Here is a 23101-nt window from a genome sequence, read left to right as displayed (position 1 = left end):
TTGCACTGCGCTTACCTAAAGTGGGACCATTTCACGGTTCCCTGTCGCCCCAAGGTAGGTCACCTGTGTCACAGCACATAGCCAAGCCCCGTACCACCGCAGTGATCCTGGCCGGGGGTACCGGTCAGCGGGTGGGTCTGTCGATCCCCAAGCAGCTGCTGAAGATCGCCGGCAAGGCAGTCATCGAGCACACGCTGACCACCTTCGAGAAGGCGGATTCGATCGACGACGTCATCGTGCTGATGGCGCCGGGATATGTGCCGGACATCGAGAAGATCGTGACCAAGGCCGGATTCACGAAGGTGAAGAAGGTCATCGAGGGCGGCTCCACGCGGAACGAGACCACCGAGCGCGCCATCGCGGCCCTCGGCGAGGGCCTGGCCGAGGGCGAGGACCTCAACGTCCTCTTCCACGACGCCGTGCGCCCCCTGCTCTCGCGGCGCGTCATCGACGACTGCGTGGCGGCGCTGGAGCGCTACCAGGCCGTGGACGTCGCGATCCCGTCCGCGGACACCATCATCGTCACGCGCACCCACGGCGAGGACGGCGAGTTCATCACCGAGATCCCGGACCGCTCCCGGCTGCGCCGCGGCCAGACCCCGCAGGCCTTCAAGCTGTCCACCATCCGGCGCGCCTACGAGGTCGCCTCCGGTGACCCCAACTTCCAGGCCACGGACGACTGTTCGGTGGTCCTCAAGTACCTGCCGGACGTGCCGATCCATGTGGTCGCGGGCGACGAGTACAACATGAAGGTGACGCAGCCGGTCGACGTCTTCATCGCCGACAAGCTGTTCCAGCTCGCCTCCACCGCCGCGCCCGAGCAGAAGGGCGAGGACGTCTACCGCGAGCTGCTCACCGGCAAGACGGTGGTCATCTTCGGCGGCTCGTACGGCATCGGCAAGGACATCGCCGAGCTCGCGGAGTCCTACGGCGCGCGGGTCTACGCGCTGGGCCGCTCCACCACCGGCACCCACGTGGAGAACCCGGAGGAGGTCGACGACGCGCTGTCCAAGGCGTACGCGGAGACCGGCCGGATCGACTACGTCGTCAACACCGCGGGCGTGCTGCGCATAGGCAAGCTCGCCGAGACCGACAACGCCACCATCGAGGAGGCGCTGAAGGTCAACTACCTGGCGCCGGTGCAGATCGCGCGCTCCTCCTACAAGTACCTGGCCGAGACCCAGGGCCAGCTGCTGCTCTACACCTCCAGCAGCTACACCCGGGGTCGTGCCGAGTACAGCCTCTACTCCTCCACCAAGGCCGCCATGGTGAACCTCACCCAGGCGCTGTCCGACGAGTGGGCGGGCGACGGCATCCGCGTGAACTGCGTCAACCCGGAGCGCACGGCCACCCCGATGCGCACCAAGGCCTTCGGCCAGGAGCCGGCCGGCACCCTGCTGTCCTCCGAGGCGGTGGCCCGTACCTCCCTGGACGTGCTGCTGTCGGAGCTGACCGGTCACGTCATCGACGTCCGCCAGCAGGACCCGACCGCCGGTGCCGCCACGGCCTCCGGTTTCGAGCAGGCCCTGGCCTCCGTGTTGGACCGTCAGGACGGCATGTAATAATTCGACAATAGCTTTTAGGAATTCAGGCCTCTGCGATCGCTCATTCACCGGGCGTTCACAGGGGCCTGAATCCGTACACCGCGAATACCCCTACACCCTGTGTATCACCGGCATTTGCGGCAGTACCGACAAAACCGGCACTCCCCCTCCCAGAGCAGGTTTCTCCGTGATATCCACCGCTATTCGCGTCGCCCGGGTGGGCAGCGCGGCCGAGCTGGCCGCGGCGGCGCTCATGATCCTGGGCTACCCGGCGCTCATGCTGGCCGCGCTCGTCCCGAGCATTCCCGCCTTCGCGGCCGCGGCCGTCGTGACGTACCTGGCGGACCACTATCTGCACCGCAAGGGCAGCTATCTGATCAACCGCCTCAGCAAGGTCCGCGCCGGTCTGTCGATCCGCTTCCTGATCCGGCAGCTGCTGCTGATCCTCCTGCTGGCCCGGCTGTCGCACGCCGACGACCTGATCTTCTACGGCGCGGTCGCCTGCTTCATCGCCTTCTACGGGCTCCAGGCCCCGCACGGAGCGCTGGTCACCCTCATCCGCAACCGCCGCAAGATGCCGGTCGCGACCCGCAACGTGGACCTGAAGTCCCGCATCCGCATCCCGGACGCCCCGCCGCAGTTCCTGCTGCACCGCAGCGCGGAGAAGATGCTGCACCTCGACCTGTTCGCGGTCGTCGGCATCCTCGTCTCCGTCGACCTGGACGCCTCCGCCGCGGGCTTCGCCGGCATGTGCCTGACCATCGGCCTGGGCCTGCTCTACGTCCTGGTGCTCACGCCGTACGTGCGCGGTCGCAAGGTCCCGCCGAAGGCCGAGGTCGTCCTCGCCGCCGTCGACGACTGGCTGGCCGGCTACAAGCCGGAGACGGTGCTGTACTTCTCCGGCTCCAAGGACTCCGCCTACCAGGTCAACATGTGGCTGGAGACGATGGAGCAGCTGGAGTCCCGGCCGCTGATCCTGCTGCGCGAGCGGGTCATCCTGAACAACCTGGCGCCCACCACGGTCCCGGTCATCTGCGTGCCCGGAGGGGTGCACCTGATGAACATGGACCTGTCGACCGTGCGCGTGGCCCTGTACGCGGCCAACGTCGGCAAGAACATCCACCTGCTGCGCGTGCCCACCATGAAGCACGTCTTCATCGGCCACGGCGACAGCGACAAGCTCGCCAGCGTCAACCCGTTCAGCAAGGTCTACGACGAGGTGTGGACCGCGGGCCGGGCGGGCCGCGACCGCTACGCCATCGCCGACGTCGGTGTCCGCGACGACGACATCGTGGAGGTGGGCCGCCCGCAGCTCGCGCCCATCCAGGGCTGGCGGGGCGTGCCCGAGGGCCGCATCCCGACCGTGCTGTACGCGCCCACCTGGGAGGGCTGGGACGGCAACCCGGGCAACACCTCGATCGTGCTGGCCGGCGAGAACATCGTGAAGAAGCTGGTCGCGGCCGACCCGCCGGTCCGCGTCCTGTACAAGCCGCACCCGTTCACCGGCACGGTCTCCAAGCGGGCCGGCGCCGCCCACCAGCGGATCACCGCCCTGGTGGAGAAGGCCGCCGCCCAGCGGGCCGGCGACTCCCGGTTCACCGCCGACGCCAAGGCGATGGCGCAGGCCAAGGCCGAGCTGGCCCGCATCGAGGCCCGGCTCGCCGAGCTGGCCGGCCCGGCCGGCGAGCGCGGCGACGAGGCCGAGGCCACCCGGGAGGGTGTCGTGGACGTGGCCAGGCACCAGGAGGTCGCCCGGCTGCGCGCCGAGTGGAACGACGCCTACTGGCGCTCCTTCCCGTCGTACGAGCACCGGGTGATCACCGGCGCCGAGCCGCGCCTGTACGACTGCTTCAACGTCTCCGACGCGATGGTCTCCGACATCTCCTCGGTGGTCTCCGACTTCATCGCGAGCGGCAAGCCGTACGCGGTCACCGACTCGGGCGAGCTGGGCGCCGAGGAGTTCAAGCGGCAGAACACCGCGGTGCGCGCCGCGACCATCCTGACCAACAGCGCGGCCGAGCTGGGCGAGCTGCTGGCCGCCGTGCGCGACCCGGCGGGCGACCCGCTGGCCGCGGACCGGGTGGAGCTGAAGCGCTATCTGCTGGGTCCGGACGAGCCCGCGTCCATCGTCCAGTTCAACACCGCGGTGACCGATCTCGCGGTCAGGGCGGAGGCCCGCAACGTCGGCCAGCAGGCGCGGCTGAGCGGCGAGGACGGCGGACTGGCCGGGGCGGTGCCCGGACCGCGCACCGCGGCCGCCGGTGACACCGACGGCGTGAACGCGGGCTGACGCCCACCGCCGACGAGGGCCGGCCCCGGGACACGATCCCGGGGCCGGCCCTTTTCCGTGCCCTTGCCCCGGGTTTCCCCGGCCCTTGCCTGCCGTTCAGGTTTCTTGCGCCCTCTCTTACCCGGGCCGCCGGTCGCGGGTGAACGGTTCTTACCGGACCTCCGTACTCTCGGGCCGTGCCACCCGGGGCGGCTCCGGCCGCCGGACCGGTGTGATGTGCGCCACTCATGGCCGTACAGAGGGCAACCGCTTCCCCTCGGTGTCCGTCTAACAAGGTGCCATTGCGGCGAAACGCGGGGGAATGTTCCTTTTGCAAGGGGGAAGTGTGACCGTCGGGACGCAGCCTGATGTGACGGTGATCATCGGGGCGTACGAAGCGATGCCGTATCTGGTCGAGTGCCTGGCCTCCGTCGAGGCGCAGACCATCGACCCGGCGCGCCTGGAGGTCATCGCCGTCGACGACGGTTCCACCGACGGCACCGGGGAGTGCCTGGAGGAGTTCGCCGCCCGCGCCCCCATGCCGGTCACCGTGATCCGCCAGGAGAACTCCGGCGGCCCCAGCGGCCCGCGCAACGTCGGCCTCGGCAAGGCGGCCGGACGCTACGTCTTCTTCCTCGACGCCGACGACCGGCTCGGCCCCGAGGCCCTGGAGCGCATGGTCGCCATGGCCGACGAGAACGGCACCGACGTCGTGCTCGGCCGGGTCGAGGGCATCAACCGCACCCCGCCGAAGTCCATGTGGGGCAAGACGCTGCCGCGGACCGACGTCTTCTCCTCCAACATCAAGTTCACGCTCAGCGCCCAGAAGATGTTCCGCCGCGCGCTGCTGGAGCGGCACGGCATGCGGTTCGACGAGTCGCTGTTCACCGGCGAGGACGCCCTGTTCACGCTGGAGGCGTATCTGCGCGCGGACGGCGTCTCCGTGCTCGCCGACTACACCTGCTACTACCTGGTCGGCCGCGACGACGGCAAGCACGTCACCAAGACCGGCAGCTACACCCTGCGCTTCGACTCCGCGCGCGCCCTGATGGCGCTGATCGAGGAGATGGTGCCGGCCGGCGACAAGCGCGACATCCTCATGGTCCGGCCCTTCCTGATCACCCTGCTGCCGCAGTTCGGGCCGAAGTTCCTCAAGGACAGCGAGGAAGTGCGGCGCCACAAGCTGGAGCTGGCCAAGCCGCTCATGGACGCCCACTGGACCCCCGGAGTGGCCCGGCGGCTGCGGGTCCACGAACGGCTGCGGCTGCACCTGGTGGCCCGTCAGCGCCCCGAACTCCTGCTGGACGTCCTGGAGTTCATGAAGGCGAAGAAGGAGCCCGAGGCGCGGCTGGAGAAGCGCGGCACCCAGGTCTACCTGGCGTACCCGCACTTCCGGTCCGAGGCGGCCGGCATCCCCGACGACATCTACCTCGCGGAGCCCCGCGAGGCCCGCGCCGTCCCGGGCTACCGCGCGGCCGCCGCCAACACCTTCCTGCGCCGGGCGGTGCGCAAGGTCCGCCGCACCCTGCGCGCGCGGAACTTCAAGGCGGCGGCCTGAGGGCCGCCGCCCGCCCCCGCCCTTACTGCTGCCGGCCCGACTGCAGCGCGCGCTTCAGGGGCCGGCCCACCGCCCGGCGGGCGCGCCGGTAGACCGACGGGGCGGGCGCCGCGGTCTGCGCCTTCTTCGCCCGCGCCAGCTCCTTGCGCAGCTCGGCGTTGTCCTGGGTCAGTTCGCTGACCTGGGTGTGCAGCCAGGAGAAGCGACCGCTGAGCGAGGCCGGGTCGGTGTCGTTCCAGGGCCGCACGCCCGGGGGGAACGGCAGCGAGCGCATCCGCTTCTCGAAGGCCGCGCCGCCGTCGCCGTGGGTGAAGGTGTTCTGCAGCCCGTTGCGCTCCATGAACCCCGTGAACCGCGCGAAGCGCTCGCCGTGGTTGCCGACCAGGGCGCCGAAGTCGGCCTGCGCGTACAGCAGGGCCGGGTCGGCCGAGGCCGGGTCCTTCGCGGCCTGGTCCAGGCGCCGGTGCGGGATCTCGAAGTAGCGGCACAGCTCCAGGGTGCGCGAGTCGCCGCACAGCACCGTCGCGGGCGTGCCGGCCAGCAGCGCGGTGATGTTGCCGTGGATGCGGGAGCCGAAGGAGAAGTCGAACTCCCGCAGGTCCTCGATCCAGGTGCGCGGATCGACGTACACCCGCACCTGGTCCGCCCGGTACATCGGGTGGTCCGGGTGCGTCGGCATCGCGGTCAGCCTGGCGTTGGGGTCCGTCAGGTCCCGCCAGTGCAGCTGCCGTGCGTCGCTGAGGTTCTGGCCGACGAAGCGCAGGTTCGGGTAGAGCGACCGCGTGCGGTCGAGGATCTTGTCGAAGCCCTGGCTGCGTATCGCGCCGTGCGAGCCGTTGACCGAGATCCGCGAGTCGGGCGTCAGCTCGGGCACCCGCTTGCGCACGTCGAGGTCGGGGCCGTGCATGAACAGGGAAGGACAGCCGATGACCTCGACGTCGTTGAAGCCCATGTCCTTCAGATACCGCTCGGTGAACTCGCCGCGCACCCCGATGGAGGCGCTGCGCTCCAGCACCGCCGCGCAGAAGTCCCGCACGGCCGGCTCCATGCGCTTCAGCCGCGCCGGGTCGTAGCCCACCCCGGTCTGCGCGCCGACGCCGAGCACCACGACCGGGATGCGCAGCCGGGAGATGAATCGGGTCAGCCGGGTCAGCGCGGCCTCGAAGGAGGGGCGGAAGGCGTTGGCGAGCGGCACCACGAAGGCGTCGTACTCCTCGTTGACCCGCGCCGCCGCGGCCAGGTCGGTCCGCACGCCCCCCGAGACCACCTCGGTGCCCGGCACTTCGAGGATCTTGTGCGCCGCCTCCTGGAACACCAGGTTCCCGGAGTTGGTGGCGATCACGTCCCGGTGCAGGGCCTCTTCGACGGACAGGACGTCGTACGGGTTCTTGCCCGAGCGGAGCAGAATGCGCTTTTGCTGGCGAACGGTGGATGACACGATGATCAAAATAAGTTTGCCCGAGATTTAATTTCTATAGGAAACCGGTACAACCTTTTTGCCGTGAGCAAATCGTGAGCAAACGGTGACCGAGTGTGGCGGTAGCGGGTGCGGAGTGCGACGACGGCGGTGCCGCGTCCAGCCGGCGAAACCGGGGGGCGGCGGGTGTGTCCGGTCGCGTACATTGCGCAGCACGCAGGCGAACCCGGGTGAAAGGGGCGACGGGCAAGGTGGGAAGTGCAAGGCGGGGCGTCGCTCAGGCGCGCAGGGTTGTCGTCAAGGTGGGGTCCTCCTCGCTGACCACCGCCGCGGGCGGGCTGGACGCCGACCGGGTCGACGCCCTGGTGGACGTGCTGGCCACCAGCAGGCGCAAGGGCGACAGGGAGATCGTGCTGGTGTCCTCCGGCGCCATCGCCGCCGGGCTCGCGCCGCTCGGGCTGCGCCGCCGCCCCCGGGACCTCGCCCGCCAGCAGGCCGCCGCCAGCGTCGGCCAGGGCCTGCTCGTCGCCCGCTACACCGCCTCCTTCGCCCGCTACGGCGTCCGCGTCGGCCAGGTCCTGCTCACCAGCGACGACATGAGCCGCCGCGCCCACCACCGCAACGCCTCCCGCACCCTCGACAAGCTGCTCGCCATGGGCGCCCTCCCGGTCGTCAACGAGAACGACACCGTCGCCACCGACGAGATCCGCTTCGGCGACAACGACCGCCTCGCCGCCCTCGTCGCCCACCTCGTCCACGCCGATCTGCTCGTCCTCCTCTCCGACGTCGACGGCGTCTACGACGGCGACCCCGGCAGGCCCGGCACCTCCCGGATAGCGGAGGTGCGCGGCGCCGAGGACCTCGCGGGCGTGGAGATCGGCAGCGCGGGCAAGGCCGGCGTCGGCACCGGCGGCATGGTCACCAAGGTCGAGGCCGCCGGGATCGCGGCCGCCGCCGGCATCCCCGTGGTGCTGACCAGCGCGGTGCACGCGGCGGACGCCCTCGGCGGCGGCGACACCGGCACCTACTTCCACCCCACCGGCAAGCGCTCCGCCGACCGGCTGCTCTGGCTCCAGCACGCCTCCACCCCGCAGGGCGCGCTCATCCTGGACGACGGCGCCGTGGACGCGGTCGTCAGGGGCCGCAAGTCGCTGCTGCCCGCGGGCATCGCCGCCGTCGAGGGCGAGTTCGGCGCCGGCGACCCGGTCGAGCTGCGGGACACCGCGGGCCGCGCGGTGGCCCGGGGCCTCGTCAGCTTCGACGCCAGGGAGATCCCCCCGATGATCGGCCGTTCGACCCACGAACTGGCACGCGAACTGGGTCCCGCGTACGAACGCGAGGTCGTACACAGGGACGATCTGGTGCTGCTGCGCTCGTAAAACGGGGCGTACCCCGGGCCTCCGGTGGGGGACGTTCCGTAAAACCGCCCCGCGAAGCCTTACGGCCTGCTCAACTTTGTGTCGGAGACATCTTTCCGAGCACTTGGGTGAAGGAGGCCGTCGTGAGACGAGTGCGCCCTGGGGGGACCACCCGAGGTGCCCTGACGAGCGTCGCGGCCGGGGACACCTACGAGGAACCCAGGGACCTGCCCCGGCTGTGGCACGTCACCCTCAGCGTGGCCGGTCCCGGCGTCCCCCTCACAGAGCTGCGCCGCTCCCTCGAACAACTGGCTCACGACCACCCCTTCCTGCTGACCAGCAGATACGCGAGCGACCACGCGGAGATCCGGTACTGGGAAGAGGCCCGCGACCTGCACGACGCGGCCGCCGTCGCGCTGCGCCTGTGGGGCGAGCACCGGCTCAGCGCCGGGCTGCCCCCGTGGGAGATCGTCGGCCTGGAGGTCGTCGACCGGGAGACGTACCACCAGCGTGTCGCCGAGGGATACGGGCCGCCGCCCGCGGTGCCCGTAGGGGTCCACCCCTTCTGAGCCCTTACAGGGGATTTCGTCTCGGGGTGTGGAACGTGCGCGGAGGGGCTCCGCACCGCGCACTACCCTTCCCCCATGACCACGCTCTCGCCGTACGACTCGATGTCCCCGGTCACCCAGGCCGCCTACCGGGCCAAGGCCGCCGCCGCCGACCTCGCGCCGCTGCCGCGCGCCGCGAAGGACGACGCCCTGCTCGCCATCGCCGACGCGCTGGAGGTCCGCACCGGCGAGATCATCGAGGCCAACGCCGAGGACGTGGCCAAGGCGCGGGCGAACGGCACCAGCGAGGCCATCGTGGACCGGCTCACCCTCACCCCCGAGCGGGTCCGCGCCATCGCCTCCGACGTCCGCGACGTCGCCGGGCTGGCCGACCCGGTCGGCGAGGTGGTGCGCGGCTCCACCCTGCCCAACGGCATCGACCTGCGCCAGGTCCGCGTCCCGCTCGGCGTCGTCGGCATCATCTACGAGGCCCGCCCCAACGTCACCGCCGACGCCGCCGCGCTCTGCCTGAAGTCCGGCAACGCGGTGCTGCTGCGCGGCTCCGCCTCCGCCTACGCGTCCAACACCGCCCTGGTCCGGGTGATCCGGGACGCGGTCGGCGGCGCCGGGCTGCCCGCCGACGCCGTGCAGCTGGTGCCGGGGGAGAGCCGCGAGTCCGTGCGCGAGCTGATGCGCGCCCGCGGCCTGGTCGACGTCCTCATCCCGCGCGGCGGCGCCTCCCTGATCCGGACCGTGGTCAACGAGTCCACCGTGCCCGTCATCGAGACCGGCACCGGCAACTGCCACGTCTACGTCGACGCGCAGACCGACATCGACATGGCGGTCGACATCCTCGTCAACTCCAAGGCCCAGCGGGTCAGCGTGTGCAACGCCGCCGAGACCCTGCTGGTCCACCAGGACATCGCCGCCGAGTTCCTGCCGCGCGCCCTGGACGCGCTGGCCGAGGCCGGGGTCACCGTGCACGCCGACGAGCGGGTCATGGCCTACGCCAAGGACTCCAAGGCCACCGTGGTCGAGGCGACCCCGGAGGACTGGGAGACGGAGTACCTGTCGTACGACATCGCCGCCGCCGTGGTGGACTCCCTCGACAAGGCCGTCGAACACATCCGGCTGTGGAGCTCCGGGCACACCGAGGCGATCGTCACCACCTCGCAGCAGGCCGCCCGCCGGTTCACCCGACTGGTCGACTCGACCACGGTCGCCGTGAACACCTCCACCCGGTTCACCGACGGCGGCCAGTTCGGCTTCGGCGCGGAGATCGGCATCTCCACGCAGAAGCTGCACGCCCGGGGCCCGATGGGGCTGCCGGAGCTGACCAGCACCAAGTACATCGTCACCGGCGACGGGCACGTCCGGCGCTGAGTTCCGGGCGTCCCGGCCCGTGGACGAATTTCCATACCGTCTGCCCAAATTGACCCCCCAGGTCTACTCTGGATGCGTGCCGGAGGACGTGGGGGGCACGCCGTTCCCGGACGGCTGGGAGCCCGACGACGACCACGACCGCGGGGTGTCGGACGAAGAGTTCGCCTCCGTGGTCTTCGACGAGGCCTTCATACGGGCGGCGGTGGTCCACGAGCCGACCGCCGTCGAACGCCTCCTCGCCGCGGCGGAGGCCAGGGCCGAGGCCGCCGAGGCGGAGGCCCGCCGGGCCCGCGCCCGCAGCGAGCGGTACGACGACACCTACGCGAGCGCCGACCTCGGCGAGGACGCGGACGACGACCTGGACGACCTGGACGACGTCTACGCCCTCGACCGCGGCCCCTTCGACGGCCACGGCAGACAGGCCCGCTGGCACCGCCCGGTGGCCTGGGTCCTCGCCGTGGTGATGGGCGTCGGCATGGTCGCCCTGGCCTTCGCGGCGGTCTACCGGGGCACGTCCTCGGGCAGCCGGGACCAACTCCCGCCCGCCGCCCCGGCCCTCAACCAGGGCACGTCGGCCCCGTCCGCCGTCCCGGCCCGGCCCCGGGTGTCGGCGGTCCCGCACACCCCCTGACCGGACGCCCCGGCCGTGGTGAGCCCCTGTCAGAAGTTGGCGTGCAGCGCGGCGTTTACCCGGCGTCCCCGGAACCCACTCTGAAAGTATGGGCGGGCCTGGAGACCCACCGGAGGGGACACCCGAGGGCGGCCCCGGTGGTGCCGAGGACGAGTACCGATCCGTCGTGTTCGACGAGTCGTTCGTCCGCGCTGCCCGCCTCCAGGAGTACTCCGCCGAGGAGCGGATGGCCGACCACGCGCCCGCCGTGCGCCGCCGCTCGCCGCTGCACCGGGGGCTCGCCCGCCAGGCCGTGATCCTCGTCCTGCTGCTCGCCGTGGCCTTCTGCACCGCCGTCTACATGGGGGTGCGCCACCCCGACGACTCCGCCCGGGCCCCGCGGCCCGTGCAGCTCCTGCGGACGACCGTCATACCGCTGGCCCCGCAGGGCAGGGTGCCTGGCGGCACGGACGCCGAGGCGCTGTACGCGCACAGCCCCGCGGCCCGGTTCGACATCGGCGCCGAAGGGGTCCCGCTGCCGGCCGCGCGCGGCACCGCCCACTTCTCCGACAGCCAGGTCATGGCGGCGCTGACCACGGTCAAGGACTACATCGTGCGCTCCTCGCTCTACCCCGAGGTGCTCGGCGGCCGTACGGCGGCCCCCGCGCGGGCGCTGGTGGACTCCGACCAGCTGGCCCAGTTCGACCAGAGCTTCGACCACCCGGCGGCGGACGGCCGGCACGCCGCCACCGGCTGGGTGGTGCGCATCGACCCGTCCCGGGCCCGGCTGGCCGACGACCGCGTCCGCGTCCAGGGCGACCTGCGCGCCACCGAGGCCGATCCGGCCGCGCTGGACGTCACCGCCGACCACACCTTCGTCTACGCCCTGCGCCCGGCCGGCGCCGCGAGCGCGCGGGTGTCCCTGTTCACGGTCCGCCGCGCGCTGACCTTCCGGCTCACCCGCGACGACCTGCGCGCCCGCCAGCTCCAGCTGGTCACGGCCTACGTCGAGGCCGGCCCCCTGTCCTGCGCCGACGACTCCACGTCGTACCTGCATCCGCTCCTGGCCGGCCAGACCCCCCACCCGGGCAGCCCCGCCGCCACCGACCCCTACGCGACCGAGGCCCCCGCCTCCCTGTGCGGCACCCTCGCGAGCGCCTCCCAGCTGACGACGTAGACGAGAGCCGGGGCGGGGGCTTCGGGCGCCCCTGGGCGCCTTGCGCTACTGCGCCTCGGTGGCCGGGCCGTTCTTCGGCGGGGGCGGGCTCTTGAAGCCGTCGAAGCCGCGCCTGACCCGGCCGCCCAGGTCGCCCGCGCCGCCCGCGAGGTCGCTGACCAGCTTCATCAGCGGGTCCTTCGAGGACTTCACGTCGCTCGCGTAGCTCGCCGCGGACTCGCGGAAGGAGTCGCCGAAGGAGGCGTCCTTGTCCTCGTCCCGCCGCGGGTAGTGGCCGTCCATGATCCGCTGGTAGTCCCGCGACTCGGCCCACCGCTTCAGCTCGGCGGCCCGCACGGTGGTGAACGGGTGCGAGCGGGGCAGCACGTTGAGGATCTTCAGCACGGAGTCGCGCAGATCACCCCCGGCGTCGTACTCCTCCGCCTGCTCCAGGAACGCGTCCACGTTCATCTCGTGCAGATGGTTGCCGCCCGCGATCTTCATCAGGCCGCGCATCGAGGCCCGTACGTCCTGGCCGACCAGCAGCCCGGCCCGGTCGGCGGACAGCTCCGACTTGCGGAACCACTCCCGCAGCCCCGCGACGAGCCCCATGATCGCCAGATTGCCCAGCGGGATCCACGCCACCTTCAGCGCCAGGCTGGTCAGGAAGAGCAGGATCGTGCGGTACACCGAGTGGCCGGACAGCGCGTGGCCCACCTCGTGCCCGACGACCGCCCGCATCTCCTCCTCGTCCAGGAGCTCCACCAGCCCCGTGGTGACCACGATGATCGGCTCGTCCAGGCCGATGCACATCGCGTTCGGCTGCGGGTCCTGCGTGACGTACATCGGCGGGACCTTCGCCAGGTCCAGGATGTAGCAGGCGTCCAGCAGCATGTCGTGCAGATGGCCGAACTGCCGCTCGGAGACCCGCACCGAGTCGGACAGGAACAGCAGTCTGAGGCTCCGCTCCGGCAGCAGCCCGCTGAGCGCCTTGAACACCTGGTCGAATCCGCTGAGCTTGCGCAGCGCCACCAGTGCGGAGCGGTCCGCCGGATGCTCGTACGCACGCGAGGAGATCCCCGGGAAGCGCGTCCGCTGCCTGCCGGGCACCCGCTCGTGCCCGCCCTGCCCATCGCCGTCGTGCATGTCTTCCCCCAACTGCGTCCGAGAGTGCCGTGCCCCCGAGGCGGGACACAGCCTAGGCGGAGATACCGTGGACGGGCAGACAGCCGAAGGAGTCCACGCCATGGAGCACCACCCCGCAGCCGCCCGGCTGACCGAGGCCGCAGCGAACGCCGTCCAGCAGCACGGGGGCGGAGGAGGGAACCTGCTCCGTATCGTGCTGGTCGTGATGATCCTGGGCTGCGTGCTGACCGCCTGGTTCCTGCTGCGCGGCTACAAGCAGAAGGACGACTGACCCCCGCCGGGAGTTCCCTGCCCGGGCCGTCCCGCCCGGCCGGCGGTCCCCAACGGCGGAGTCGGCGTGATCGCCGCAGGACCGCCCGCATACGATGAGCCGACATCTTTATCCCGCCCACACGCGAAGGTCCCGCCGAAGATGATGCTCACCAGCGCAGCCCAGTTGGTCTCCCTTGCAGCCGAAGAGGGCGGCCACCACGACAGCCTGAGCCCCGCCGTCACCGGCGGCAGCGCCCTCGTCATCCTGCTCCTGCTGCTGTGGATCACCACGCGCTTCAACCGCGACCGCTGAGCCGAGACCCCGGCCGGGCGTCCCGGACCGGGCCGGTAGGGTCTGCACGCATGGGAGAGCAGGACATGCCTACCGGCCCGGCGCACACGAAGGCCGCCGACGACACGGTGAACGAGCCGCAGTACCGGCGGCACCGGCCGGGTCACGGCCCCGCCCGCCCGGGCAAGCGGCGCCTGGGTGTCATGGGCGGCACCTTCGACCCGATCCACCACGGGCACCTCGTGGCGGCCAGCGAGGTCGCCGCGCAGTTCGAGCTGGACGAGGTGGTGTTCGTCCCCACCGGCCAGCCCTGGCAGAAGTCGCACCGCCGGGTCTCCCCGGCCGAGGACCGCTACCTGATGACGGTCATCGCCACCGCCGAGAACCCGCAGTTCTCCGTCAGCCGCATCGACATCGACCGCGGCGGCCCCACCTACACCGTGGACACCCTGCGCGACCTGCGCGCCCTCAACCCCGACACCGACCTGTTCTTCATCACCGGTGCCGACGCCCTCGCCCAGCTGCTGACCTGGCGCGACAGCGAGGAGCTGTTCTCGCTCGCGCACTTCATCGGCGTCACCCGGCCCGGCCACCCCCTCAGCGACAAGGGCCTGCCGGAGGGCGGCGTCTCCCTCGTCGAGGTCCCCGCGCTCGCCATCTCCTCCACAGACTGCCGTGCGAGAGTCGCCAAGGGGGACCCCATCTGGTACATGGTGCCGGACGGAGTCGTGCGCTACATCGACAAGCGCGAGCTGTACCGCGGCGAGTGAGCCGAGAGGGGCACCACCGGTGAACGACCGATACGACGCGGGTGACGCCGGCCACGGCGCCGGCCCGTACGAGCTCGTCGGCTACGACGAGTACGGCCAGCCCGTGTACCGCCAGGTTCCGGCACAGCAGGCGCCGAACGGGTCCTACGACCCCTACGGCCGGCAGCACCAGCAGCAGGACTACGGCTACGACCCCTACGCCGCGGGCACCCAGCAGCCCGCGCCGCCCTACGGGTCGTACGGCACCGGACAGCAGCCGCCGGCCACCGCCTACCCCGGGTACGACGCCCACCCCGGCTACGACCCCTACGGCACCCAGGCCCCCGGCCACCAGGCGCATTCCGGGTACGACCCCTACGGGCAGGCGGCGACCAGCGGGCCCCAGCCCCGGGTCGCCGAGCAGGCCGCCCACATCCCCCAGCAGGCCGGCCCGGCCGACGACGCCCGGCACGACCCGTACGCCGGCCCCCGGGCCGACGAGCCCGCGCACGACCCGTACGCCGAACTGCAAAGCGACGAGCCCGCGCACGACCCCTACGGGGAGCCGCGGCCCGAGGGCGGCCGGCCCGACCCCTACGCGGAACTCGCCGCCGACGACACCTCCGGCGAACCGGACTACCGCACCGAGCAGTTCGCGTTCGTGGAGGAGCCGGACGGCGACTCCGAGGACGTCATCGACTGGCTGAAGTTCACCGAGAACCGCACCGAGCGACGCGAGGAGGCCCGCCGCCGCGCCCGCGGCCGGCTCGTCGCGCTCGCCGTGGTCCTCGCCCTCGTGGCCGTCGGCGGCGTCGGCTACCTCTGGTACGCCGGGAAGCTGCCCTTCCTGTCCTCCTCCGGCGGCGCGGCCGGCACCGACACGGCGCTCGGCGCCCAGAAACGCGACGTGATCGTCGTCCACCTGCACAACACCGGCAAGCGCGGCACCTCCACGGTGCTGCTGGTCGACAACACCACCACCAAGCAGGGCAGCACCGTGCTGCTGCCCAACTCGCTCGCGCTGACCGACGACGACGGTTCCACCACGACGCTCGCCAAATCGGTCGACGACGACGGCTCCTCCGGCACCCGCGACCAGCTCAACACCGTCCTCGGCACCGACATCCAGGGCACCTGGCGCCTGGACACCCCCTATCTCCAGAACCTCGTCGACCTCGTCGGCAACATCGACATCGACACCAACACCGACGTGCCCGACCCGGACGCCAAGAAGAAGGGCACCGAGCCGCTCGTCAGCAAGGGCGCCGACCAGACCCTCAGCGGCAGGATGGCCGTCGCCTACGCCACCTACCGGGCCCCGGGCGAAGCGGACAGCGCCCAGCTGGAGCGGTTCGGACAGGTCCTCCAGGGCGTCCTGCGCAAGATCTCCTCCGACCCGGCGGACGCCACGGTCACCGTGCAGTCCCTCGCGCAGATCCTCGACCCCTCGCTCACCGACAAGGACCTCGGCGCCTTCCTCGCCAAGCTCGCCGACCTGGCCAAGAGCGGCGCCTACAAGACCGCCCTGCTGCCCGTGCAGCCCGACGGCACCCTCAGCGCGCAGACCAGCGACAGCGTGGTCAAGAACATCCTGGGCGGCACCGCCAAGAGCCCCGACGCCGGCTCCGCGGTCCGGGTCTCGGTGCGGAACGCCACCGGCGTCAAGGACGACACCCAGCAGGCCCGCGTGGTGCTCCTCAACGGCGGCTTCACCTTCCTGGAAGGCGGCAGCGGCGGCACCGAGGCCACCTCGAAGGTCGTCTACCAGGACGCCGCCGACAGGCAGAACGCCACCGAGGTCGCCAAGACCCTCGGCCTGCCCGCCGGCTCCGTGGCCAAGGGCACGGTCTCCTCGGGCGCCGACGTCTCGGTCGTCCTGGGCCGTGACTACCGGCCGTCCGGCTCCTGACCCCGGCCGGGGGCACCCCGTAAACGCGTGGGGTGCCCCCGGCGGTCCGTGAGACCCTTGAGGTTCAGTGACCGCCGACGGAAAGCCACGCAGTGACCGCCACCGACCGTTCCCTTGAGCTCATCAACACCGCCGCCCAGGCGGCCGCCGACAAGCTCGCCCACGACGTCATCGCCTACGACGTGAGCGACGTCCTGTCGATCACGGACGCCTTCCTGCTCGCCTCCGCCCCCAACGACCGCCAGGTCAAGGCCATCGTCGACGAGATCGAGGAGCGCCTCCAGAAGGAACTCGGCGCCAAGCCGGTGCGCCGCGAGGGCGACCGCGAGGCCCGCTGGGTGCTGCTCGACTACGTCGACATCGTGGTCCACGTCCAGCACAGCGAGGAGCGGGTCTTCTACGCCCTGGAGCGGCTGTGGAAGGACTGCCCCGAACTGGAGCTGCCCGCCGACGCCAAGGCCACCCGCGGCAAGGGCGAGGAGCACCGCCGCCTCCAGGCCGCCGAGGCCGACCAGGAGCCGGGCGGGGAGTGGTGATGAGCGCCACGGGTGAGGTGACCGACCGCAAGGACCGGGGCCGCCGCATCATCCTGTGGCGGCACGGCCAGACCTCGTGGAACGTGGAGCGCCGCTTCCAGGGCAGCACGGACGTGCCGCTGACGGAGACCGGCGTCGGCCAGGCCCGGCGGGCCGCCCGGCTGCTCGCCTCGCTGCGGCCCGACGCGATCGTCTCCTCGGACCTCGCGCGGGCCGTGGACACGGCCGCCGAGCTGGCCGCGCTCACCGGCCTCGACGTCACCCGCGAGGAGGGCCTGCGCGAGACCTACGCGGGCGTCTGGCAGGGACTGACGCACGAGGAGATCATCGCCCGGCACGGCGATGAGTACGCCGCCTGGAAGCGCGGCGAGGCGGTCCGCCGCGGCGGCGGCGAACTGGAGACCGAGGTCGCCGACCGGGCCGCGCCCGTGGTGCTGCGGCACGCGGAGAAGCTGCCGGTGGACGGCACGCTCGTGGTCGTCAGCCACGGCGGCACCATCCGCACCACCATCGGCCGGCTGCTCGGGCTGGAGGCCCGCAGCTGGGAAAGCCTCGGCGGCCTCACCAACTGCTGCTGGTCGGTGCTGGGGGAGGGGGCGCGCGGCTGGCGGCTGCTGGAGCACAACGCGGGCACCCTGCCGGAGCCCGTGCTCGGCGACGACGCCTGAGCCCGTTCCCGGCACTCCGGACCCCGGATTTCACTTTCTGGCAGGTCGCAGGCTAAAGTTCTTCTTGTTCGCCCCGCCGAGCGGGAAGAACACAGCAAGGGGCTATAGCTCAGTTGGTAGAGCGCCTGCATGGCATGCAGGAGGTCAGGAGTTCAATTCTCCTTAGCTCCACAGAGGAAGATCCCGTCCCCGTCAGGGGGGCGGGATCTTCTGTTTGTCCCGCCTCCGCACCCGGCCGCCGTGTCCGGACCGGTACCGCGGCGTCGCTGACCGTGTCCGCCCGCTCGTGGCAGAATCAAACGGCCGGAACGGGGCGCGGCCCGACGGGAGGGAGTCCGATGCCTGCCAGCATCGTGTGTACGGCCTGCGGCCACGGCCGGAGCTGAGCCATGGGTGCACACAGGCGGAAGTGCGACTGGTGCGGCAGCGGCACGCCCATCGTCCGCGACATGGAGCCGATCAACGCCGACTATCAGTACTGGTGCGAGGAGTGCGCGCGGGCGCTGATCATAAAAGGCGACCCCATCGAGACGTACCGCGAGCTGGAGGGCGAGCCGATCTACGGCCGGCTGCTGGAGGAGCACTGCACGCTCAAGAGGTTCTACTCCTTCGTCACGGCCTGAGCCTGAAGTCGGACATAGGTGACTAAAGGCGCAGAGTGGAAACGGATTTGGTGCTGCACCCCCGGGGCCTGTAATGTTTTCTTCGTCGCCGGGGGAACCGGGCGGCGAAACAAAACAAGGGGCTATAGCTCAGTTGGTAGAGCGCCTGCATGGCATGCAGGAGGTCAGGAGTTCAATTCTCCTTAGCTCCACAGAAGTCGAGGGCGGATCATCCGGAAGGATGGTCCGCCCTCGGCGCATTGTCGTCCCGAGGGGCGGAAACCGTCGCGGCCGCCTCGGGGCCTGCGGTACCCTAGCGCCATGCGTGCCGTACGCCTTCTGCTTAGCGGGCCGCGCTGATCAGTACCGACCCCGGTGACACCCGAGAGGTCGGCATCGGCGCGGCATCCCCTCCTGCGTGAGGGGATTTTTCGTTTCTTGAAATGGCACAGCCGCTGGCAGGACGATCGATGGAGCTTTGAGGATCATGAGCGAGACGAACCCCGCTGCCGCCGCTACCCCGGCGGAGGCCGCCCCGTACCGCTACACGGCCGCCATGGCAGCCGACATCGAGGCACGCTGGCAGGACTTCTGGGACGCCGACGGCACCTACGCCGCGGCCAACCCGACGGGCGACCTGGCGGGCGACGGCGCCGCCAAGCCCAAGAAGTTCATCATGGACATGTTCCCGTACCCCTCCGGTGCGGGCCTGCACGTCGGCCACCCGCTGGGCTACATCGCCACCGACGTCTACGCCCGGTTCCAGCGCATGACCGGCCACAACGTCCTGCACACCCTGGGCTTCGACGCCTTCGGCCTGCCCGCCGAGCAGTACGCCGTGCAGACCGGCACGCACCCGCGCGTGTCCACCGAGGCCAACATGGAGAACATGAAGGCCCAGCTGCGCCGGCTGGGCCTGGGCCACGACAAGCGCCGGTCCTTCGCCACGATCGACCCGGACTACTACAAGTGGACCCAGTGGATCTTCCTGCAGATCTTCAACTCCTGGTACGACGACGAGGCCCGCAAGGCCCGTCCGATCGGCGAGCTGATCGCCCAGTTCGAGACCGGTGAGCGCGCGATCCCGGGCACCACGCGCGGCTGGAACGAGCTGAGCGCCCGAGAGCGCGCCGACGTCCTGGGCGAGTACCGCCTGGCCTACGCCTCCGACGCGCCGGTCAACTGGTGCCCCGGCCTGGGCACCGTGCTGGCCAACGAGGAGGTCACCGCCGACGGCCGCTCCGAGCGCGGCAACTTCCCGGTCTTCAAGGCCAAGCTGCGCCAGTGGAACATGCGCATCACCGCCTACGCCGACCGCCTGCTGGAGGACCTGGAGGAGCTGGACTGGCCCGAGGCCATCAAGCTGCAGCAGCGCAACTGGATCGGCCGCAGCGAGGGCGCCCGCGTCGACTTCCCGATCGACGGCGAGCACATCACCGTCTTCACCACCCGCCCGGACACCCTGTTCGGCGCCACCTACATGGTGCTGGCGCCCGAACACCCCCTGGTCGACGCGTTCACCCCGCAGGCCTGGCCCGAGGGCACCCACCAGGTGTGGACCGGCGGCCACGCCACGCCCGCCGAGGCCGTCGCCGCCTACCGCGCGCAGGCCGCCTCCAAGTCCGACGTCGAGCGGCAGGCCGAGGCCAAGGACAAGACCGGCGTCTTCACCGGCGCCTTCGCGACCAACCCGGTCAACGGCGAGCGTGTCCCCGTCTTCATCGCCGACTACGTCCTGATGGGCTACGGCACCGGCGCGATCATGGCCGTACCGGCGCACGACACCCGTGACTTCGCCTTCGCGCGCGCCTTCGAGCTGCCCATGCGCTGCGTGGTCGAGCCGACCGACGGCCGCGGCACCGACCCCGCCGAGTGGGACGACGCGTTCGCCTCGTACGACGCGAAGATCGTCAACTCGCGCGGGGAGGGCGTCGACCTGGACGGCCTGAACGTCACCGAGGCCAAGGCGCGCGTCACCGAGTGGCTGGAGCGCAAGGGCATCGGCCAGGGCACCGTCAACTTCCGCCTGCGCGACTGGCTGTTCAGCCGCCAGCGCTACTGGGGCGAGCCCTTCCCGATCGTCTACGACGAGGACGGCGTCGCGCACGCGCTGCCCGAGTCGATGCTGCCGCTGGAGCTGCCGGAGGTCGAGGACTACAGCCCGCGCACCTTCGACCCGGACGACGCCGACACCCAGCCCGAGACCCCGCTGTCGCGCAACGAGGAGTGGGTGCACGTCACCCTGGACCTGGGCGACGGGCCGAAGAAGTACCGCCGCGAGACCAACACCATGCCCAACTGGGCCGGTTCCTGCTGGTACGAGTTCCGCTACCTGGACCCGCACAACGACCGGCGGATGGTCGACCCCGCGATCGAGCAGTACTGGATGGGCCCGCGCGAGGGCATGCCGCACGGCGGTGTCGACCTGTACGTCGGCGGCGCCGAGCACGCCGTGCTGCACCTGCTTTACGCCCGCTTCTGGTCCAAGGTCCTGTACGACCTGGGGCACGTCTCCTCCGCCGAGCCGTTCCACAAGCTGTTCAACCAGGGCATGATCCAGGCCTACGTCTACCGCGACAGCCGGGGCATCGCCGTGCCGGCCGCCGAGGTGGAGGAGCGCGACGGCGCGTACTACTACCAGGGCGAGAAGGTCACCCGCCTGCTGGGCAAGATGGGCAAGTCCCTGAAGAACGCGGTGACCCCGGACGAGATCGCGGCCGAGTACGGCGCCGACACCCTGCGCCTGTACGAGATGGCGATGGGCCCGCTGGACGTCTCCCGCCCCTGGGACACGCGCGCCGTGGTCGGCCAGTTCCGGCTGCTGCAGCGGCTGTGGCGCAACATCGTGGACGAGGAGACCGGCGAGGTCACCGTGGTCGACGCGGCGCCCGACGAGGACACGCTGCGTGCGCTGCACAAGGCGATCGACGGGGTGCGCCAGGACCTGGAGGGCCTGCGCTTCAACACCGCCATCGCCAAGATCACCGAGCTGAACAACCACCTGACCAAGGCCGGCGCGGCGCTGCCGAAGTCGGTGGCCGAGCCGCTGGTGCTGATGGTCGCCCCGCTGGCCCCGCACATCGCCGAGGAGCTGTGGCGCCGCCTGGGCCACACCGACTCGGTCGTCCACCGGGACTTCCCGGTCGCCGACCCCGCCTACGTGGTGGACGAGACGGTGACCTGCGTCGTGCAGATCAAGGGCAAGGTCAAGGCCCGCCTGGAGGTGGCGCCCGGCATCTCCGAGGAGGAGCTGGAGAAGGTGGCGCTGGCCGACGAGAAGGTCGTCGCGGCGCTGGACGGCGCGGGCATCCGCAAGGTGATCGTGCGCGCGCCGAAGCTGGTGAACATCGTTCCGGCGTAACGGCGACGCCTCTCGGGGTACTCCCCTACGGGCAGGTTCGGGGTTTTTCTGGAACCCCGGGCCTGCCCGTTGCGTTTACGGTGGAGGGGTGTCGCGTCGCGCGGCGCACCGGTCCGAGGAGGAGCGTCGTGGAAGCAGTGATCATCGTCATCGCCCTCTTCTTCCTGGCCTTCGTCGTCCTCGGCGCGTACGCCACGATCAAGGTGGTGAGCGCCGCCAAGCGCGGCGTGGACCGCACCATCGGGCAGGCCCGGCGCACCGTCGAGGACCACACGCTGCGCGCCAAGTCCTTCGCGCAGGTCGGCCCGGCCGCCGAGCTGGCCCAGCTGCGGCTCACCCTGCGCACCTCGATGCGCGCCACCCAGGAAGCGCTGTACGCGGGCGCCGCCGAGGACGAGTCGCTCAAGGAGTCCGTCGGCCTCTTCGAGCGCCTGAGCGTGCACGGACGCGAGCTGGAGGCCGACCTCAAGCGCCTGGAGTCCGAGCCGGACCGGGCCACGCTCGCCGCCCGCCTGCCCGAACTGCGCGCCCGCACCGAGCAGATCGCCAAGTCCGCGGACGCGCTGCGCTGGGCCGCCCGCGACCGGGCCCGCCGCTTCGCCGACGACGACCTCGGCGCGCTCAGCGCCCAGATCGACCTGGAGGCCGACGCCCTGCGCCACTGGACCGGACCCACCGGACCCCGGGCCGCCGAGGAGCCGGTCCCGCCCCCGATCACCCCGCCCGGCCCCCGCGCCGCCTACCCCTGGCAGAAGAACCCCCGCCCGGAAAGCACCACATGACGCCTCGCGCGGGCGCAGCGCGCCGGGCGCACACCCCGGGGGCCGGGCTGCCGTGGGCGCGCTACGGCAGGTAACCTCCAGCTCATGTCCCGCCATGTCGCCATCGTCACCGATTCAACGGCCTACCTGCCGCCCCGGATGATGGAGCGCCACGGCATCACCGCGGTGCCGCTGACCGTGGTCCTCGGCGACCGGGCGCTCGAAGAGGGCACCGAGATCTCCACCCGAGCCCTCGCCCAGGCGCTGCAGAAACGGCGCCCCGTCACCACCTCCCGCCCCGCTCCCGAGGTGTTCGCCGAGACCTACCGCGAGGTCGCCGGGTCCGGGGTGAGCGGCATCGTCTCCCTGCACCTGTCCGGCGAGCTGTCCGGCACCTACGACGCGGCCGTCCTCGCCGCGCGCGAGGCGCCGGTGCCGGTGCGGGTGGTGGACACCGGGATGGTCGCGATGGCCCTCGGCTTCTGCGCACTGGCCGCGGCCGAGGCGGCGGAGGCGGGCGGCACCGTGGACGAGGCGGTCACGGCCGCCGAGAAGCGGGCCGCGGGCAGCTCCGCCTACTTCTACGTCGACACCCTCGACTACCTGCGCCGCGGCGGCCGCATCGGAGCCGCCCAGGCCCTGCTGGGCTCCGCGCTCGCGGTCAAGCCCCTGCTCCAGCTCGACGGCGGCCGCATCGAGCTGCTGGAGAAGGTGCGTACGGCGTCCAAGGCGATCGCCCGCCTGGAGGAGATCACCGCCGAGCGCGCGGGGAGCGCCGAGGTCGACATCGCCGTCCACCACCTGGCCGCGCCCGAGCGCGCCGCCACCCTCGCCGACCGGTTGCGGGAACGGGTGCCGGGCCTGGCCGAACTGCACGTCAGCGAGGTCGGCGCGGTGATCGGGGCGCACACGGGGCCGGGGCTGCTGGGCGCGGTGGTCTCGCCTCGGTGAGACCGGGGTCCGTCCCGGTGAGACGGCGCCG

The 23101-nt window shown here is 71.4% G+C and carries 20 protein-coding genes and 2 tRNA genes; 20 read left to right on the top strand and 2 right to left on the bottom strand.

Going from position 1 to position 23101, the window contains the following annotated elements; all coding sequences use genetic code 11:
* Positions 1-65 precede the first annotated feature (65 nt).
* The 3 genes from BLW85_RS14710 (at position 66) to BLW85_RS14700 (ending at position 5371) form a co-directional block, all read left to right on the top strand.
* Positions 66-1562: a bifunctional cytidylyltransferase/SDR family oxidoreductase gene (locus BLW85_RS14710; RefSeq protein WP_074992283.1), complete on the top strand. Its 1497-nt coding sequence runs from the start codon at positions 66-68 to the stop codon at positions 1560-1562.
* Between the two features lie 169 nt (positions 1563-1731).
* Positions 1732-3834 (top strand): CDP-glycerol glycerophosphotransferase family protein, encoded by a 2103-nt coding sequence (locus BLW85_RS14705; RefSeq protein ID WP_239697750.1) that lies wholly within the window; start codon positions 1732-1734, stop codon positions 3832-3834.
* 325 nt (positions 3835-4159) lie between these two features.
* Positions 4160-5371, top strand: a complete 1212-nt coding sequence (locus tag BLW85_RS14700) for a glycosyltransferase family 2 protein (protein WP_070027075.1) — start codon at positions 4160-4162, stop codon at positions 5369-5371.
* A 22-nt stretch (positions 5372-5393) separates the two neighbouring features.
* Here BLW85_RS14700 and BLW85_RS14695 read toward each other — a convergent pair whose 3' ends face one another.
* A complete protein-coding gene (locus tag BLW85_RS14695; protein ID WP_074996076.1) occupies positions 5394-6809 on the bottom strand; it encodes a polysaccharide pyruvyl transferase family protein in 1416 nt (471 codons plus the stop codon).
* A 230-nt stretch (positions 6810-7039) separates the two neighbouring features.
* Here BLW85_RS14695 and proB point away from each other — a divergent pair, with 230 nt between their 5' ends.
* The 5 genes from proB to BLW85_RS14670 all read left to right on the top strand — a co-directional run bounded on the left by proB (position 7040) and on the right by BLW85_RS14670 (position 11864).
* A complete protein-coding gene (gene proB / locus BLW85_RS14690; protein ID WP_070027074.1) occupies positions 7040-8167 on the top strand; it encodes a glutamate 5-kinase in 1128 nt (375 codons plus the stop codon).
* Positions 8168-8289: 122 nt separating this feature from the next.
* Positions 8290-8715, top strand: a complete 426-nt coding sequence (locus tag BLW85_RS14685; protein ID WP_070027071.1) for a hypothetical protein — start codon at positions 8290-8292, stop codon at positions 8713-8715.
* Between the two features lie 75 nt (positions 8716-8790).
* Complete coding sequence (locus BLW85_RS14680) at positions 8791-10077, top strand: glutamate-5-semialdehyde dehydrogenase (RefSeq protein ID WP_074992282.1); 1287 nt, start codon at positions 8791-8793, stop codon at positions 10075-10077.
* Positions 10078-10153: 76 nt separating this feature from the next.
* On the top strand, positions 10154-10708 hold the full coding sequence (locus BLW85_RS14675) for an SCO2584 family spore wall biosynthesis protein (RefSeq protein ID WP_074992281.1): 555 nt from the start codon (positions 10154-10156) through the stop codon (positions 10706-10708).
* Positions 10709-10796: 88 nt separating this feature from the next.
* Entirely contained in the window at positions 10797-11864 is a 1068-nt protein-coding gene (locus BLW85_RS14670) for an SCO2583 family membrane protein (protein WP_074992280.1), read from the top strand.
* 45 nt (positions 11865-11909) lie between these two features.
* Here the strand turns inward: BLW85_RS14670 and BLW85_RS14665 are convergent, their stop codons facing one another.
* Positions 11910-12989 (bottom strand): M48 family metallopeptidase, encoded by a 1080-nt coding sequence (locus tag BLW85_RS14665; RefSeq protein WP_074992279.1) that lies wholly within the window; start codon positions 12987-12989, stop codon positions 11910-11912.
* Positions 12990-13089: 100 nt separating this feature from the next.
* On the opposite strand from BLW85_RS14665, the gene BLW85_RS38425 reads away from it, so the two are divergent.
* From BLW85_RS38425 to BLW85_RS14610, 12 genes are all read left to right on the top strand, one after another.
* Positions 13090-13260 (top strand): hypothetical protein, encoded by a 171-nt coding sequence (locus tag BLW85_RS38425; RefSeq protein WP_107409123.1) that lies wholly within the window; start codon positions 13090-13092, stop codon positions 13258-13260.
* Positions 13261-13401: 141 nt separating this feature from the next.
* Positions 13402-13554 carry a hypothetical protein gene (locus BLW85_RS39395; protein ID WP_167381407.1) on the top strand — a complete coding sequence of 51 codons (153 nt, stop codon included), beginning with the start codon at positions 13402-13404 and terminating at the stop codon, positions 13552-13554.
* 50 nt (positions 13555-13604) lie between these two features.
* Positions 13605-14303 (top strand): nicotinate-nucleotide adenylyltransferase, encoded by a 699-nt coding sequence (gene nadD, locus BLW85_RS14660; protein WP_071828625.1) that lies wholly within the window; start codon positions 13605-13607, stop codon positions 14301-14303.
* A gap of 19 nt (positions 14304-14322) precedes the next feature.
* On the top strand, positions 14323-16191 hold the full coding sequence (locus tag BLW85_RS14655; protein ID WP_074992278.1) for an LCP family protein: 1869 nt from the start codon (positions 14323-14325) through the stop codon (positions 16189-16191).
* A gap of 92 nt (positions 16192-16283) precedes the next feature.
* Entirely contained in the window at positions 16284-16727 is a 444-nt protein-coding gene (gene rsfS / locus BLW85_RS14650; protein ID WP_070027062.1) for a ribosome silencing factor, read from the top strand.
* Positions 16727-17395, top strand: coding sequence for a histidine phosphatase family protein (locus BLW85_RS14645; RefSeq protein WP_070027255.1), 669 nt, complete (start codon positions 16727-16729; stop codon positions 17393-17395). Before rsfS ends, BLW85_RS14645 begins: the two co-directional genes overlap by 1 nt.
* Positions 17396-17493: 98 nt before the next feature.
* Positions 17494-17566 (top strand) — tRNA-Ala (locus BLW85_RS14640).
* A 218-nt stretch (positions 17567-17784) separates the two neighbouring features.
* Entirely contained in the window at positions 17785-18018 is a 234-nt protein-coding gene (locus tag BLW85_RS14635; protein ID WP_067006897.1) for a hypothetical protein, read from the top strand.
* A 118-nt stretch (positions 18019-18136) separates the two neighbouring features.
* Positions 18137-18209: transfer RNA gene (locus tag BLW85_RS14630), tRNA-Ala, on the top strand.
* 275 nt (positions 18210-18484) lie between these two features.
* Positions 18485-21358: a leucine--tRNA ligase gene (gene leuS, locus BLW85_RS14620; protein WP_070027060.1), complete on the top strand. Its 2874-nt coding sequence runs from the start codon at positions 18485-18487 to the stop codon at positions 21356-21358.
* 128 nt (positions 21359-21486) lie between these two features.
* On the top strand, positions 21487-22140 hold the full coding sequence (locus tag BLW85_RS14615; protein ID WP_074992277.1) for a hypothetical protein: 654 nt from the start codon (positions 21487-21489) through the stop codon (positions 22138-22140).
* A gap of 84 nt (positions 22141-22224) precedes the next feature.
* Positions 22225-23070 carry a DegV family protein gene (locus BLW85_RS14610; protein WP_074992276.1) on the top strand — a complete coding sequence of 282 codons (846 nt, stop codon included), beginning with the start codon at positions 22225-22227 and terminating at the stop codon, positions 23068-23070.
* The last annotated feature ends 31 nt before the right edge of the window (positions 23071-23101 follow it).

The organism is Streptomyces misionensis (genome assembly GCF_900104815.1).
Taxonomy (GTDB): Bacteria; Actinomycetota; Actinomycetes; order Streptomycetales; family Streptomycetaceae; genus Streptomyces; species Streptomyces misionensis.
This window is presented reverse-complemented; position numbering and strand designations above follow the sequence as displayed.

What these genes read in the sequence shown, in the direction of transcription:
- BLW85_RS14680 (WP_074992282.1), top strand. Translation starts at nt 8,791, where the DNA reads ATGACCACGCTCTCGCCGTACGACTCGATGTCCCCGGTCACCCAGGCC.
- BLW85_RS14670 (WP_074992280.1), top strand. Translation starts at nt 10,797, where the DNA reads ATGGGCGGGCCTGGAGACCCACCGGAGGGGACACCCGAGGGCGGCCCC.
- BLW85_RS14665 (WP_074992279.1), bottom strand. Translation starts at nt 12,989, where the DNA reads ATGCACGACGGCGATGGGCAGGGCGGGCACGAGCGGGTGCCCGGCAGG.
- BLW85_RS38425 (WP_107409123.1), top strand. Translation starts at nt 13,090, where the DNA reads ATGGAGCACCACCCCGCAGCCGCCCGGCTGACCGAGGCCGCAGCGAAC.
- BLW85_RS39395 (WP_167381407.1), top strand. Translation starts at nt 13,402, where the DNA reads ATGATGCTCACCAGCGCAGCCCAGTTGGTCTCCCTTGCAGCCGAAGAG.
- nadD (WP_071828625.1), top strand. Translation starts at nt 13,605, where the DNA reads ATGGGAGAGCAGGACATGCCTACCGGCCCGGCGCACACGAAGGCCGCC.
- BLW85_RS14645 (WP_070027255.1), top strand. Translation starts at nt 16,727, where the DNA reads ATGAGCGCCACGGGTGAGGTGACCGACCGCAAGGACCGGGGCCGCCGC.
- BLW85_RS14635 (WP_067006897.1), top strand. Translation starts at nt 17,785, where the DNA reads ATGGGTGCACACAGGCGGAAGTGCGACTGGTGCGGCAGCGGCACGCCC.
- leuS (WP_070027060.1), top strand. Translation starts at nt 18,485, where the DNA reads ATGAGCGAGACGAACCCCGCTGCCGCCGCTACCCCGGCGGAGGCCGCC.
- BLW85_RS14610 (WP_074992276.1), top strand. Translation starts at nt 22,225, where the DNA reads ATGTCCCGCCATGTCGCCATCGTCACCGATTCAACGGCCTACCTGCCG.